This window comes from Nocardiopsis sp. LDBS0036 (assembly GCF_041228755.1).
Lineage (GTDB): Bacteria > Actinomycetota > Actinomycetes > Streptosporangiales > Streptosporangiaceae > Nocardiopsis > Nocardiopsis dassonvillei.
In genome coordinates this window covers 1,499,439-1,513,900 of the sequence record NZ_CP141103.1, presented here as the reverse complement: position 1 = coordinate 1,513,900, position 14,462 = coordinate 1,499,439, and the positions used below count along the sequence as shown (strand labels likewise).

14 protein-coding genes are annotated in these 14,462 nt (G+C 74.9%); 6 read left to right on the top strand and 8 right to left on the bottom strand.

The features are described 5' to 3' along the window. Nucleotides 1-6 precede the first annotated feature (6 nt). Complete coding sequence (locus UIS43_RS06325; protein ID WP_013153568.1) at nucleotides 7-327, bottom strand: transcriptional regulator; 321 nt, start codon at nucleotides 325-327, stop codon at nucleotides 7-9. Continuing rightward, a complete protein-coding gene (locus UIS43_RS06320; protein ID WP_013153567.1) occupies nucleotides 327-749 on the bottom strand; it encodes a hypothetical protein in 423 nt (140 codons plus the stop codon). The genes UIS43_RS06325 and UIS43_RS06320 overlap by 1 nt, the downstream gene beginning before the upstream one ends. 189 nt (nucleotides 750-938) lie before the next feature. Here UIS43_RS06320 and UIS43_RS06315 point away from each other — a divergent pair, with 189 nt between their 5' ends. The 4 genes from UIS43_RS06315 to UIS43_RS06300 all read left to right on the top strand — a co-directional run bounded on the left by UIS43_RS06315 (nucleotide 939) and on the right by UIS43_RS06300 (nucleotide 5,888). Further along, nucleotides 939-2,741 carry a hypothetical protein gene (locus UIS43_RS06315; protein ID WP_013153566.1) on the top strand — a complete coding sequence of 601 codons (1,803 nt, stop codon included), beginning with the start codon at nucleotides 939-941 and terminating at the stop codon, nucleotides 2,739-2,741. A gap of 53 nt (nucleotides 2,742-2,794) precedes the next feature. After that, the gene (locus UIS43_RS06310; protein WP_370012744.1) at nucleotides 2,795-3,505 is read left to right on the top strand and encodes an alpha-ketoglutarate-dependent dioxygenase AlkB; all 711 of its coding nucleotides are present in this window, start codon (nucleotides 2,795-2,797) and stop codon (nucleotides 3,503-3,505) included. Nucleotides 3,506-3,673: 168 nt separating this feature from the next. After that, entirely contained in the window at nucleotides 3,674-4,846 is a 1,173-nt protein-coding gene (locus UIS43_RS06305) for a magnesium and cobalt transport protein CorA (protein WP_370012743.1), read from the top strand. A 22-nt stretch (nucleotides 4,847-4,868) separates the two neighbouring features. After that, nucleotides 4,869-5,888, top strand: a complete 1,020-nt coding sequence (locus tag UIS43_RS06300) for a methyltransferase (RefSeq protein WP_370012742.1) — start codon at nucleotides 4,869-4,871, stop codon at nucleotides 5,886-5,888. A 13-nt stretch (nucleotides 5,889-5,901) separates the two neighbouring features. On the opposite strand, the gene UIS43_RS06295 is transcribed toward UIS43_RS06300, so the two are convergent. Both UIS43_RS06295 and UIS43_RS06290 read right to left on the bottom strand, forming a co-directional pair. Further along, the gene (locus UIS43_RS06295; RefSeq protein ID WP_013153562.1) at nucleotides 5,902-6,669 is read right to left on the bottom strand and encodes a DUF1266 domain-containing protein; all 768 of its coding nucleotides are present in this window, start codon (nucleotides 6,667-6,669) and stop codon (nucleotides 5,902-5,904) included. 15 nt (nucleotides 6,670-6,684) lie between these two features. After that, complete coding sequence (locus tag UIS43_RS06290) at nucleotides 6,685-8,280, bottom strand: hypothetical protein (protein WP_358454663.1); 1,596 nt, start codon at nucleotides 8,278-8,280, stop codon at nucleotides 6,685-6,687. A 252-nt stretch (nucleotides 8,281-8,532) separates the two neighbouring features. Here UIS43_RS06290 and UIS43_RS06285 point away from each other — a divergent pair, with 252 nt between their 5' ends. After that, nucleotides 8,533-9,939, top strand: a complete 1,407-nt coding sequence (locus UIS43_RS06285; RefSeq protein ID WP_013153560.1) for a GH1 family beta-glucosidase — start codon at nucleotides 8,533-8,535, stop codon at nucleotides 9,937-9,939. Nucleotides 9,940-10,210: 271 nt separating this feature from the next. Continuing rightward, nucleotides 10,211-10,789 (top strand): TetR/AcrR family transcriptional regulator, encoded by a 579-nt coding sequence (locus UIS43_RS06280; RefSeq protein ID WP_041553152.1) that lies wholly within the window; start codon nucleotides 10,211-10,213, stop codon nucleotides 10,787-10,789. A 30-nt stretch (nucleotides 10,790-10,819) separates the two neighbouring features. On the opposite strand, the gene UIS43_RS06275 is transcribed toward UIS43_RS06280, so the two are convergent. From UIS43_RS06275 to UIS43_RS06260, 4 genes are all read right to left on the bottom strand, one after another. Beyond that, the gene (locus UIS43_RS06275) at nucleotides 10,820-11,047 is read right to left on the bottom strand and encodes a hypothetical protein (RefSeq protein WP_013153558.1); all 228 of its coding nucleotides are present in this window, start codon (nucleotides 11,045-11,047) and stop codon (nucleotides 10,820-10,822) included. A gap of 269 nt (nucleotides 11,048-11,316) precedes the next feature. Further along, nucleotides 11,317-13,110 (bottom strand): hypothetical protein, encoded by a 1,794-nt coding sequence (locus UIS43_RS06270; RefSeq protein ID WP_358454666.1) that lies wholly within the window; start codon nucleotides 13,108-13,110, stop codon nucleotides 11,317-11,319. 410 nt (nucleotides 13,111-13,520) lie between these two features. Next, nucleotides 13,521-13,895 (bottom strand): hypothetical protein, encoded by a 375-nt coding sequence (locus tag UIS43_RS06265; RefSeq protein ID WP_231972682.1) that lies wholly within the window; start codon nucleotides 13,893-13,895, stop codon nucleotides 13,521-13,523. A gap of 131 nt (nucleotides 13,896-14,026) precedes the next feature. Further along, on the bottom strand, nucleotides 14,027-14,452 hold the full coding sequence (locus UIS43_RS06260; RefSeq protein ID WP_013153555.1) for a hypothetical protein: 426 nt from the start codon (nucleotides 14,450-14,452) through the stop codon (nucleotides 14,027-14,029). Nucleotides 14,453-14,462: the final 10 nt, after the last annotated feature.

Sequence of the window (14,462 nt, the reverse complement as noted above, 5' to 3'; positions counted from 1 at the left end):
CCGCGGTCACTCGGACTCGGGGACGCGGACGTGGGTTCCCGAGGCGATCTCGCGCAACGCCCGGACGTGCTGGTCGAAGGCGGCCCGCCCCTCAGCGGTCAAGGATAGGGAGGTGCGGGTGCGCCGCCCCACCGCGGCCTTGTGCACCTTCACGTAGCCCGCGTTCTCCAACACCGTGACCTGCTTGGACAGCACCGAGTCCGAGACCTCCACGGTGTCGCGCACGAAGCGGAACTCCGCGCGGTCCACGGCGGCCAGCGCCGCCACGACCGAGAAGCGCACGGGGGAGTGGATCACCTCGTCCAGCCTGCCGCGGGGGTGCTCCATCAGGCGCTCCTGCTCCGGCGCAGGGACACGTGGGCCGCCGCCAGCGGCGGCGCAGCGCAGGCCAGGGCTGCGGGCACCCACCAGGCGGGCTCCCCGGGGAAGGCGTACATGCCGACGAAGAGGGCGACCGCGTACAGCACGCCCCACACACCCATCGTCCACAGGTGCAGGGACGCGTACCCCCGCGGCTGCACCGGCTGGCGCACGGCGAACACCGTCATCACCGCCATGGCCGCCCCGAACCCGGCGGTGGAGGCGGCGATGGCCCACGGGGAGGGGAACAGGCCCACCACCAGCACCAGGGACAGCGTCGCGACGCCGAACACCGCGCCGTAGACCGCGTACCACCCGCCCCGCGAGCGAGTCCGCGTCCCCACCGTCTCCGCCCGCTCCAGCGCGTCCAGCGCCTCGTTCCTGCGCATGCCGTTCTCCGTTCGCTCAACCTGTTGTCAGCATGGCACTCACTTTCCAACTTGGCAAGTGATTGACTCTCTGGAAGGCGAGACTGGGACGCACGCGCAAGCCCCGTCCCACAAGCGACATCCGTCACTCGCGTCACTTCGCCGCGCCGGTACGGAGCGTCTCCGGAATGCACTAGCTTGGTGCGAACCATGGCCGCGAAATCTGATCTCGAACTCCTCCGCGCCTACGAACCGGTGCTCATGTGCACCAAGGGGGAGCTCTTCTTCCCCACCGACGTGGACGCCTACGTACGCAACTGCAGCCTGTGGATCGAGGAGCCGGGCGGCGGCGAACGCCGCCTCGTCCCGGCCGGGGAACTCACCCTCGACCGCCTCGGCCGGGCCGAGGCGGAGTGGCCCGGACGCCACAAGCACCTGCGCTTCGTCCAGGAGGAGACCCTGCGCGAGGAGGCCCGCCGCTACAAGGGCGTGGCCCGCACCGTCATCCCCAAGAGCGGCCGCCTGGCCGCCGTCGGAGTCCTGGGCCGGGTCCTGGACATCCTGATGAAGCTCTCCCTGCTCATCCGCGGGGCCGTCCCCGGCGGCCTCACCTTCGCCGCGGTGACCCGCTACCGCGAGCGCGTCGACAACGGCGGCGTCACCTACTACGGCCGCGTCACCCGCGAGGGCGGCTACACCATCCTCCAGTACTGGTTCTTCTACGCGATGAACGACTGGCGGACCATCTACGGCGGCGTCAACGACCACGAGGCCGACTGGGAGCGCGTCACCGTCTACGTCGTGGACAACCCCGACGGCACCACCCGCCCCGTCTGGGTGGGCGCCTCCTCGCACGAGTACCACGGCGACGACCTGCGCCGCAGCTGGGCCGACCCCGACCTGCACCGGGACGGCGACCACCCCATCGTCTACGTCGGCGCGGGGTCGCACTCCCACCAGATGCTCCCCGGCGACTACCTCATCCAGGTCGACCCCTCCTTCCTGCGCGGCCCCATGCGCGCCTGGCGGTGGATCACCCACCGCATCTTCCGCGCCGACAGCGTCCTGAACCGGCACGGCATCGGCGTCCCCTTCGTCGACTACGCCCGCGGCGACGGCATGCGTCTGGGCCCCGGCGGCGACCGCGAGTGGTCGGCCGTCCTCATCGACGACGACACCCCCTGGCTGACGGGGTACCGCGGCCTGTGGGGACGCGACACCGGCGACTTCTTCGACGGCGAGCGCGCCCCCAGCGGCCCGCGCTACGAGCGCGACGGCACCATCCGCCGCTCCTGGGCCGACCCGCTGGCCTGGGTGGGCCTACAGAAGGTCGCCCCCACCGAACCCGCCGCCCGCGCCGAGCTGCGCGCCCACGTGCGCGCCCTGGACGATCGGCTGCGCACCCTGGACGCCGACGTCATCAGCCGCCGCGACCGCCTGCGCCAGCTCCACTCGGCCCGCATCGTCCTGGAGCGCGAGGCCCACTCCCGGCCCCGCGCCCGCGAGTACGCCGAGCGCATCGCCGCCCTGGAGATGGAACTGGGCGAGGTCTACGAGACCCGCGTGCTGACCGCCGACGAGCGCGACACCCACCTGCGCGCCCTGGCCGCGGACACCCCGCTGGTGCCCTCGCCCACCGGGCACCTCAAGGCCCCGCACCTGCCCTACTCCTCGGGGACGCAGCGCTCCACCCGCTTCCTGCACCTGTGGGTGGCCCTGAGCACCCCGCTCCTGCTGATCTCGCTCGCGCTGCCCATGTTCGTCCTGAACGGGCAGTACACCTTCTACGCGATGATCGGCGTGGTCGTGGTCTTCGCCGCCGTCGACTCCGTGGCCCGCCGCAAGTTCGTCCAGTACCTCATCGGGCTGGCGGTCATCGCGGTGGTCGTCGGACTCGTCGTGGGGGTCGTGGCCGCGTTCGTGGTCAACTGGCGCATCGCCATCACCGTCCCCGTCGCGGTGATCGTGGTGCTGCTGCTCGTGGTCAACGTCCGCGAACTCCTGCGCCGCTGACCCGCTCCGCCCCGCGCTGGCGCCCACCGCCCGCGCGGGGCAGCATGGGACCCATGAGCGACGCGCTGTTCGACCGCCCGCCCGCGCAGGTGGCGCCCGGCGCCGTGCACGTGCCCGGCTGGCTGGACCCCGAGGAACAGGCCGACCTGGTCCGGCGCTGCCGCGACTGGGCGCGCGGGCCCGCCGGGATGCGCCGCCACACCATGCCGCGCGGCGGGGTGATGAGCGTGCGCATGGTCAGTCTGGGCTGGCACTGGTCACCGGGGCCCAACCCCCACGCCGAGCGGCGGGGCCCCGGGCCCTCCCGGCACCGGCAGGCCTACTCCTACGCCCGGCTCCTGCCCGACGGCACACCCGTCCAGCCCTTCCCCGACCTGCTCGGCGACCTGGCCGCCCGGGCCGTGGAGGCCGCCTACGGCACCCCTCCCGGCCCGGACGCCGACCCCTACGACGTCGCCCTGGTCAACTTCTACGACGCCGACGCGCGCATGGGCATGCACCAGGACCGCGACGAGCTCTCCGGCGAACCCGTGGTCTCCCTCAGCCTCGGCGACACCTGCGTGTTCCGCTTCGGCAACACCGAGACCCGCAACCGCCCCCACACCGACGTCGAACTGCGCAGCGGGGACCTGTTCGTCTTCGGCGGCCCCTCCCGCATGGCCTACCACGGCGTCCCCCGCACCCGGCCCGGCACCGCGCCGCCCGCCCTGGGACTGGACGGGCGGCTCAACATCACGGTCCGCGCCTCGGGGCTGCGCGGCTGAGGGCCCCGTCCGGGACCCGGCGCCGCCGCGCCCTCCCCGGTGGAGGACGGCCCCGGCCGGACTGCCCCGCCCCGTTCGGGGCAGTCCCTCCTGAGAGCGCTCGCCCGCCGGTCCGGTGCCGACAGGGCGGCGCGCAGTCCGACCACGCACGGGAGGGGAAGACCACGTATGAGCGACTCCGCGCCGGAACGCATCATGGACCTGGGCCGCAGGAGGGCCGCGCTGCCCGAGCGCGGCTCGCCCGGCCCGGTCCGCGCGGTCCTCTACCGCGACGGGCGCCGCGAGCGCGAGACCGACACCGTCGCCGAGGCCCGCGGCGCCGCCGAGCGCGATCCGGACCTCATGGCCTGGATCAGCATGACCGCCCCCGCCCGCGACCAGCTCACCGAGGTCGCCCGCCTCTTCGGCCTGCCCTCCCTGGCCCTGGAGGACGCCATCGTCGCCCACCAGCGCCCCAAGGCCGAGGTCTACCGGGGCGTGCTCTTCCTCGTGCTGCGCCCGGCCCGCTACGACACCGTGCGCGAGTCGGTCGAGGTCGACGAGATCCACCTCTTCGCGGGACGGGACTTCGTGGTCACCATCGGCCACACCGAACAGGTGGACTTCGAGAGCGTCCGCGACTTCCTGGAGGCCGAGCCCCGCCTCCTGGCACACGGGACCCTGGCCGTGGTCCACGCCGTCCTGGACCTGGTCGTGGACGGCTACGCGCCCGTCGTCTCCGAACTCCAGGACGACATCGACGAGGTGGAGAACCAGGTCTTCGGCGGCGACTCCCGGGCCTCCCGGCGCACCTACCGCCTCGCCCGCGAGGTCATCCTGCTCTCCCGCGCCGTCGAACCCCTCGGAACCGTCCTGGACAGGCTCATGGGGCCGCTGGCCCACGACCCCGAACGCCCCGGTCCACCGGACCCGCGGCCGTTCGCCGACGCCCTCGTCGAACCGGAGGGGCCCCGCCCCCCGGCGCGCCGCCAGGGCTTCGCCTCCGCGGACCCCTTCCGCATCCCCGCCGAACGGCGCGGCGAGCTGCACCACCGCCTGCGCGACGTCGCCGACCACGTCGCCGCCGTGCGCGAGCGCGTGGACGGCTTCCGCCAGCTGCTGCAGAACATCATGTCGGTCAACAGCGCCCTCATCGACCAGGCGCAGAACGAGGCGATGAAGAAGGTCTCCTCCTGGGGCGGCATCCTGGTCGTGCCCACCCTCATCTCCTCCGTCTACGGCATGAACATCTCCCCGGGCGGCGACTACCACTGGGCGTTCAGCTGGCCGCTGTCCCTGGCCCTCATGGCGCTGACGAGCCTGAGCCTCTACCTTGTCTTCCGTCGCAACGGTTGGCTCTGAGAGCCTGTTGACGGAGGTGGGGATGACGGGGGACGGATCCGCCGAGCGCGAGGTGCTGCGGCTCATGACCGGGCCGTGGGTGGCCCGGGCGGTGGCCACCGCGGTCGAACTGGGCGTGCTCGACCGCCTCGCCGGGGGCGCCGCCGACGCGGCGGCCCTGGCCGCCGAACTGGACCTGCACCCCGACCGGCTGGGACGCCTGCTGCGCCTGCTCGCGGCCGTGGGGGTCGTGGAGCACCGCGACGGGCGCTACCGGCCCACGGAGGTCGGGGCCGCCCTGCGCCGGGACCACCCCTCGGGCATGGCCGACCTGGCGCTGCTCTACGACAGCGACATGTTCACCGCCGCGTGGGCGCGCCTGGGCGAGAGCGTGCGCACCGGCGGCACCGCCTTCGAGGCCGCCCACGGCACCGACGTGTTCGCCCACCTGGAGCGCCACTCCGGCGACGCGGCGCGCTACACGGCCGGGATGGCCGCGAGCGGCCGCTTCTCCACCGCCGTCCCCGACGTCCACGACTTCACCGGCGCCCGCACGGTGGTCGACCTCGGGGGAGGGGACGGGGAGCTGCTGGCCACCGTCCTGGCCCGGGCTCCGCACACCCGCGGGGTGCTCGTGGAGCGCCCGCCCGCGCTGGCCGCCGCCCGAGCCCGCCTCGGCGCGTACGCCGAGGCGGGGCGGTGCGAGCTGGTGGAGGGCGACTTCCTCCGGGGCGTGCCCCGGGACGCCGACGTCTACCTGCTCAGCCGGGTCCTGCACAACTGGTCCGACGAGGACGTCCGCGCCGTGCTGCGTAACTGCCGCGAGGCGATGGCCCCCGACGGGCTGGTGCTGATCGCCGAACGCGTCCTGCCCGACGACGGCGCCCCCTGGCTCACGGCCGTCCTGGACGCGCACATGATGGTGATGACCACCGGGGCCGAGCGCACCGAGCGCGAGTACGAGGCGCTGCTGCGTTCGGCCGGGCTGACCACCCGGGGGATCCGCGACCTGCCGCTGGAGATGCGCCTGCTCGTGGCCGGACCGGTGGACGGAGACGCCTGACCCGCACCGCCCCTCACATGCGCCAGGGCAGGTGGAGCCACGGGCTCTGCGGGTCCTTGGCCAGCACCGCGTGCGCCCGCACCGAGTCGGTGTAGTACGGGCCGAACGCGCCCTCGTCGAAGGCCATCGCCCGTCCCAGCACGAACCCGGCGGACATCTCCTGCCACGACCCGTGGTAGCGCATGGACTGCGCGCCCGCCCGCAGGATGTGCGCGTGCGCCGCGCGCTCGTCGGCGTACCCGGCGTTGACGCCCCACCGCGCGAGGTTGACCGCCCGTCCGAAGTCGTAGGCGCGCACCGTGCGCACCGGCGTGCCCGGGGGCAGCACCCCGTCCCGCACCATGCGCTCCTCGTACTCCCAGACCTGCGCGGCCGCCGTCACGAGCTCCTCGTACAGGCCGGGGGCGGCGTTCCGCTCCTGGCACCAGCGCACGATCAGGTCCGGCCAGACACCCGCGTCGAAGGGCCACCCGGGGGCCTGAGCCATGGCCAGGGAGCGCAGGTCCAGCACGATCGACAGCGCCGTCGGGGAGCGCGCGTCGTCGGTCAGGCGGCGCAGCGCCCGGTCCCAGCCCGCGTGGTCGGTGATGCCCCAGGAGTCGCGGAGCTTGTCCCGCTCGTCCTGGGCGTCGCAGCACGAGCACGAGGAGTGCACCGCGTTCCACACCCCGCCGTTGGCCGTGGGCATGTGCGCGCCGGAGGCCAGCGCGTGCGCCATCGGGCCCTGGAAGAACCCCTGCGGGTCGCTGCGGAGCCTGGTCCGCGCGGAGAACAGTCCCATGTCCCCTCGTGTCCTCTACTTCTCTCCGGTGTCGAGCAGGCGGTCGATCCGTCCCGCCTCGTGCCTGGCCGTGACGGCGTGCTCCTCCGAGGCCAGCAGCGACTCGCGCCACTTCTCGGCGGTCTCGGCGACCTGGACGTCCAGCCGCCGCACGGTCGCCTCGGCGGTGTCGCGGGCCTCGGCGCGCCTGGAGCGGTCGATCACCAGCGCGACCCCGGCGCCCGCCGCGGCGGCCACGCACAGGAACCAGACCAGGCCGCTGCCCGAGGTCAGCCCCAGCAGCGCCAGCAGAGCCGCCATGGCGAGGAGGCCCCAGGCGTAGGTCCGGGCGGGGCCGGTGTCGCGCCAGCGCTCGCGCAGCTGGGTGCGGGCGCGCTCCAGCTCCCGGGGTTCGGCGCCGTGGGAGGAGACCGTCACCCGCACGCCCTGCGCCTGGAGGGTCGTGGAGTCCTCCACCGGCGCGGCGGCCTCGCGCACCAACTCCTCGGCGCGCTCGGCCACGGCCGAGCGCTGCAGGGCCAGGGCGAAGGTGCGGCGGTGGGGCGGCCCGTCCCGGCGGACCAGGTCGTCGCCGAGCAGGGAGGCGACGGTGCCCACGGGGTCGGTCCACCGCCGCGGCGCCGCGCCCTCGCCGCTGCTCTCGATGACCGCGCGCAGTTCGCGGGCGCGGGCCAGCAGCGGGGCCTCCTCGGGGCTGCCCTCCTCCACCAGCAGGCGCAGGGTCTCGTTGAGGAACGCCGCGCTGACCTCGTCGGGGGCGAGCGCGGCGGCGGAGGTGTCCTGCCCGTCGAGCGCGACGACGCGGGCGACGCCCTCGCGCAGCGCGGTGATCCGCCGCGCGGCCTCGGCGCGCCCGGCCAGACCGCCGGTCCGCTTCCCCCGGGAGGCCGGGGCGCCGGGCTTCCCCGCGCCGGAGGCCGGGGAGCCGGGGGCGTCCGCCGCCAGGGCGGACAGGCCCGCGGAGGCCGGGACGCTGACCTGGGCCTCGGACCAGGCGCGCAGCGTGGACAGCAGCAGGTGCTGTCGGGCGTCGTCGCCGAAGGAGCCGTCGGCGGTGAGCAGCCACAGGGCGCGCTGGCCCCGGGTCACCTCCTCGGCGGGGGAGGGCAGGTGCGGGAGCAGGTCGGCGGTCGCGGCGGTGTCCATGGCGCGGGCGTGGCCCGCGCTGGTCAGGGCGGTGGCCAGCGCCGCGAAGTGGCCCGCGCGCTCCGCGTCGCGCCGGGCGGCCTCGTCGAAGCGGACGCGGGCGGTGTCGGTGTCGCCCTCCAGCAGCGCGTGCAGGCCGAGGGCGGCCGGGACCAGCCAGTAGCCGGGGACGTCCTCCAGGTCCAGGAGGGCCGGGGGTACGCCGTCCAGCATCTGGAGGGTGCGGTGGCGGGCCAGGGCGGCTCCGTCGAACATCGCCAGGACGGCGCGCACGTCGCTGAGTTCGATGAAGGCGTCCAGGGAGGCCGAGACGCGGTCCAGCCTCTGTTCGAGGGTGCCCCGGACGCGGGACAGCTCCGAGCGCATGCTGCGGCGTTCGACGGCCATCTGGTAGTGGGCCGAGCCCAGACTCTCCTCCAGTTCCCGGATCTTCCGGTTCTGGGAGTAGTCGATCCAGTCGCTCATGGGGTCCTTTCTCGCGCGGGGCGGGCGGGCCGACGGGGGGAGGGGGCGCGCGTGCAGTGCGACGATACGGGAGGCCGTCCGGTCCGTGTGACGCAGCCGTGCCGTCGGCCGGGCCGGGGCGGGCGGAGGCGGTGGGAGGAGGCCGTACACCGGGGTTTCGCGTTCTCAGGGTGTTTGTTCGATTACTTAAGGATGATTGGTGTCGGAGGTCACCTTCGATACGATTGGGAGCGCTCCCGCGAAAGGAACACCATGGAAGACCCCACCCTGCCCGCCAGCCTCCTCTTCGGCACCGCCACCGCCGCCTACCAGATCGAGGGCGGTGTCCACGAGGGCGGACGGGGTCCCTCCATCTGGGACACCTACTGCCGCACGCCGGGGCGCGTCGCCCGCGGCGAGAGCGGCGACGTCGCCTGCGACCACTACCACCGCTACGGCGAGGACGTCGCCCTGCTCGCCGACCTGGGCGTCGACCTGTACCGCTTCTCCGTGGCCTGGCCGCGCGTCCAGCCCACGGGCAAGGGCCGCCCCAACCCGGAGGGACTGGCCTTCTACGACCGCCTGGTGGACACCATCCTGGGCGCCGGGATCGAACCCGCTCTGACCCTCTACCACTGGGACCTGCCCCAGGCGCTGGAGGACGAGGGCGGCTGGCGGGTCCGCGACACCGCCTACCGCTTCGCCGAGTACTCCCGCATCGTCGCCGACCGCCTCGGCGACCGGGTCAACCGGTGGATCACCCTCAACGAGCCCTTCTGCTCGGCCTTCGTCGGCCACGCCGTCGGCCGCCACGCGCCCGGAACCCGGGAGGGCACTCCCGCCCTGGCCGCCGCGCACCACCTGCTGCTCGCCCACGGCATGGCCACCGGCGAACTGCGCGCGGCCGCCGCCGGGGAGGTCGGCATCACCCTCAACCCGGACCACTTCCTGCCCGCCACCGACTCCGAGGCCGACCGCGCCGCCGTGGAGCGGGCCCGCACCCTGCACAACCGCGTGTGGTTCGACCCCATCTTCGCCGGGGCCTACCCCGACAACGAGGACGAGGTCTGGGAGGGCATGGCCGACGGCTCCTACCGGGCCGACGGCGACCTGCGCATCATCGGCCAGCCGCTGGACTTCCTGGGCGTCAACTTCTACCGGCCCATCATGCTGCGCGACGCCCCCCACAGCGAGGCCGACCCGGCCGCGCGCACCGCCGTGGACATCCGCACCGAGCAGGTGCGCATCGAGGGCGTGCGGCACACCACCATGGACTGGCCGGTGGTCCCGGCCACCTTCGCCGACCTGCTCATCGACCTGGACCGGCGCTACCCGAACCTGCCGCCCATCTTCATCACCGAGAACGGCTCGGCCGAGGACGACCAGCCCGACGAGACCGGCCGGGTCCGCGACACGGGTCGCGTCGAGTACCTGCGCGACCACCTGGGCGCCCTGGCCACGGCCATCGACGCGGGGGTGGACGTGCGCGGCTACTTCGTGTGGTCGCTGCTGGACAACTTCGAGTGGGCCTACGGCTACGACCGCCGCTTCGGGCTGGTCCGCGTCGACTACGACCGCCTGGAGCGCCACCCCAAGGACAGCTACCACTGGTACCGCGACTTCCTGACCTCGCACCGCGCCCGCAGGGTCCAGGAGCTCGCCACACAGTGGGAGGGTTAGCCGCCCTCCGGCGCCTTCGCGCGGGGAGGGGGCCCACCGCGCCGGGTGGGCCCGCCCCCGCCGCCCGCCCCGCCCGCACGGGCGGCACCGCGCGCGACCACGTGTCCGACCTCCCCAACGCCGTGTTGGAGAAAGCCTCCCCGGTGCGGCAAGCTGGGGGAGGTTCGGTCGACGAGGGCTGTGGGGACAGATGGCGGAGCACGGGTCGGGCACGGCGGCGCCGAGGGAGGCGGGGCGGAGCACGAGCGGCAGCCCGCGCGCCGCGCAGCGCATGCTCCAGTTGCAGAACAGCCTGGTCGAGCTGCTGCGCGCCAAACCCTTCAGCCAGATCACCTACAAGGAGATCACCGAGGGCGTGGACATCGACCGCTCCACCGTCTACCGGTACTACAACCACAAGAACCAGGTGCTCCAGGCCGCCGTGGACGTGCGGCTGGCCGCGTTCGCCTCCCGGCTCGACCTCACCTTCGGCCGCATGGAGACCATCGACGGGTACATGGGCCGCGTCGTGGACGCCTGGACGGGACTGTGGCTGGAGTCGGGCGGGCTGCTCGCCGCCGCCTCCGGCCTGGGCTCCGAGCCCGGGCCGCAGCGCGACTGGTGGCGCGAGCGCACCGAACCGTGGGTGGAGGCCGTGCGCGAGGCGCTGGAGATCGCCCGCTTCGTGGAGGAGCTGCCCGAGGACGGCCGCCCCGCGCGCCCGCTCGCCGAGATGGTGGTGGGCCTGTGCCTGTCCACGTTCAACAACGAGCTGACCGCGGCGCACACCGAGGAGCACCGCGCGATGGTCCGGGACCTGCTCCTGGACGCGGTACTGCGCACCATGGGCCGCACGGAGGCCGCCCGGTAGCGCCGGGCCCGGGCGGGGCCGGCCCCGGCCTCAGGCGTGCTGGCGGGCTATGGCGCCGAACGCCCCCACGACCGCGCCCAGCGCGAACATCGACGCCTCGTCCTCGTCCATGTGGACCAGGCCCGCGGGCACGAGCACGCGGTAGGGCTTGGCCTCGCTCGGAAGGATTTCCAGGCCGTCGATGATCCCCTGCCCCTCCAGCATCAGAAGGGCTTCCTCGACCCTTCCGGTACGGTCACCGCGGGACCAGATCGACATAGGTCACACCTCACTACGGCCGGGGCCGGGCAGTCCACTGTTCCCAGGGCCGGGAAACCCCGGCCCTGTCGCGCTTCGGTAGTCGGCTCCGGTCTGCGCGGGGGAGTCCAGACCAGTGATACCACCGGGCGGCCCGGGGTATTCCGGCGCCCGCGCACACGCGTGCTGGCCGGAACCGGCCACCGCCGCGCGGCGGCGGATTCCCCGGGCCGCGGGCGGCGGCGCGGCGGCCGGGCGCGCGACTGGGCCGGCCCCGGGGCCCCGGCGGCTCAGCGGGCGAGCACGGTCATCTCCTCCCCGCGCACGTCCACGGCGACGAGTCCGACCTCCCCGGCGGGCGGCTCCCCGCCCTCGGGCCCCTCCACGGCGAGGGCCTCGCCGCCCTCCGCGCTGCCGCTGGCGGCGCCCCGCACGCTGATCCGGTCCGCCTCCCGGGAGGCCGCCGCCAGGTAGTGCCACCGGCCGTCCCCGTCCTGCCACCAGGCGCCCGCCGCCACCTGCCGGTCGAGGTTGCTGCACTCCCAGCCGCCCTCGCGCTCGCCCGCGACCACGGTGTCGGTGCCCCCGTCTGTGTCGGCCACCAGCACGGCGCGGGCCAGGCCGCCGCCGTCGTGGGCCCCGTAGCGCACGCACACCCACCGGCCGGTGCCGCCGCCGGGCAGTTCCTGACGGGCGAACTCCCAGGCCGTGGCCGTGCGGACCGGTTCGGCGGGCGGCTCCCCGGCGCAGGCCGCCAACCCCCACAGCCCGAAGCCGCTGTCGGAGTCGAGCACCTCGTGCGGGCCCAGGCGACGGATCTCCCCGGGCGGGGGCGGCATGTACCCCAGGTGGGCGGTGTCCAGACCGCCCAGGTCGACGGCGGTGTAGGGCTGCCCGTGCGCCACCTCCGGCGCGCGCAGGCGCAGCGCCGGTCCCACGCCGCACCGCTCCCCGGTCGGCACGGGCCCGGTCACGCCGTCCTCGTGCGCCAGGTCCGTCCAGTCCGGGTCCTGCCCGCCCAGCGGAGCGGAGGCGGCCTCGGTCACCCACGGCGGCAGCAGGTAACGGGTGCCCTCAGCGGTGTCTGCCAGGCGCAGGGCGGGCCAGTCGGCCACCCCGTTGCCGGGTTCGCCGAACACCTCCACCCGCTCGTGCGAGCCGTCGTCGGTGTAGCGCGCCACCCACGGGGCGTCGTGCAGGAGCACCACCTCGTCCCCGGCCACCTCGCCCGCGAACACCAGGCGGGGCGCGCGCGGCGCCGGGACCGCGCCGCCGCCCGCGGCCTGCGCCGTCCGGCCCCGCAGCGGACCCGCGCCGCCCTCGGCGCTGTGCGCCGACCACGCGCGCAGGGCCCGCTGGACCAGCTGTTCGTCGCCGACCGCGTCGCCCCGCGGGTGCCAGGCGGTCAGGTCCAGCCGGAAGCGCTCGCGCCAGACCCCCTCGTCGGGGGCGTCGGCCAGGGCCACCGGCGCCGGGCCCGGGGACAGCACGGGCGCGACCGTCCTGGCGGTGCCCAGGGACAGCGCGACCAGGGCCAGCCCGGCCAGGACCGCGACGGCGGCCAGCGCGCGCCGTTCCACGATCGGGCCCCGACCGCTGACCCGGACCACCGTGGGGTCGGGGAGCCGGTGTTCACCCCCCGCCTCCAGGGCCCGCTCCACGGCGCCGGACGCGTCGCGCACGCCGACCGAGGAGAGCAGGGCGGCGGCCTCCTCGGCGGACAGTCCCTCCACCCGCAGCAGCCCGTAGGCCGCACGCGCCCGCGGGTCCAGGCCGTCCAACCCCTCCAGGAGCCGGGCCTCGCCGCCCGCGCCGTCCACGGGGGACAGGCGCAGCCCCGCCGCGCCGCCTCTGAGGTGCCGACCGCGCGGGCGCAGGGAGCGGCGCAGCACCCGGCGGCGCACCCGGGGGTAGGCCTGGGGGCGCGGGCGGCGCCGCCCGCGCGGCAGGGCTCCGGTGACCAGCCGGTGCGCGTGTTCGAGCAGGCCGTGCGCGGGTCGGCTGCCGGACAGGGTCAGCAGGGACAGGAGCACCAGGTTGCGGTACGGGTGGCGGGGTGTGCCGGACTCGGGCAGGGCGGGCATCGGGACTCCTCGGAACGGTTCCGAGCGAGCCTAGGGACACCTGGACCGCCACATCCGGGAAACGCCGAAACCTGCCGCCTATGCCCTGAAAGTCCTGTGTAAGAGGATTTTCCCGGATGTCACCCGTCCGGGTGGGTGCCGCGCAGGGCCTTGCGCCTTGGCGCGGACCCTTCGCCACCGAGACGAGCAGACCTGAGGAGACTCTCCCCCCTTGATCGCGCACCGTGGTCGAGGAGGCCGTCCGCCGTGCGTGCGCCACCACAGCGGCACCCTGTCCGCGTGGGCTTGGGCCTGCTCGTGCTGTGGCCGGTCCCTGGCTGGGACTCACGACCAGAGCATGCCACCGTCCTCCAGCGAGACCTTCACCTGCTGTCACGCACCAACTCGTTAGCAGGCCCGGGGCCGGTGCCTCAACCCCGGGCGAGGGCGCGCAGTTCCTCCAGGCTCGCGGCACGGGACTCGGGGGCGTCGGCGTCCACCCGTCCCCCCTGGGGGTCGTCGACCCTCCCGGCGCAGGACCGGAGCGCCTCCAGCGCGGTCAGCCCCTCACCGCGCAGGCGCACGTGCTCCATCGTCCACCAGCCGCGGGCGGCGTTGCCCGCCGCGTCGGGCGGCAGGAGGGGCTGGAAGTCGCTGGCCTCCTCGGTGTCCGAGGCCCACAGGTAGCCGATGAGGACGCCGTCCCGGTGCACGGGCAGGTACAGCACGGGACCTGCCGTGGTCGGGGCGTAGGAGCGGCCGACCAGCACCGGGGCCAGCGCCTCGTCGCTCCACCGGTCGAACACCTCCTGCCCCGCACCCGGCGCAAGGGAAGAGCCCCCGGGGCCGTCGGCCCCGCGGGACGGTTCGGAGTCCGTCCCACCCCGGTCCGTGCGGTACCCGTCCTCGGGTGAGCTCCCACCGTCCATGGCCGTCCTCACTTCCTCTCGTCTCCATCAGTCACCTCGGTGTCGCGGGCCCCGCCCGGATCAGGGGGAGGGATTCCGAGCAGGCGGTCGGCGTGCTCGGGCACGCTCCCCGGTGGGACCGCCCCGGCCCGGTCGTCCTGAGGGGCCCCGGTCCAGCGTGCCAGCGCGCCGAGGGCGTCCAGCCCCTGGGCCCGGGCCAGGATCAGGCGGCGCACCCAGGCGCCCTTGGCGTTCAGCCCCGCCGGACCGGGCGCGGGCAGGAACCCCGCGGCGGCCCCGTCCCGCGAAGCCCAGAGGCGGCCCAGCACGCTCCCGTCCCCCCGCAGCACCGGGACGTGCAGCACCGGCCCGTCGGTGTCGGCGGCGAACCTGGGCTCGGCGCCCGCGAAGTCCGGGCGGAACCCGTCCCGCGCGGCCCGCTCCTCGTCGGCCATCTCCCCTCCT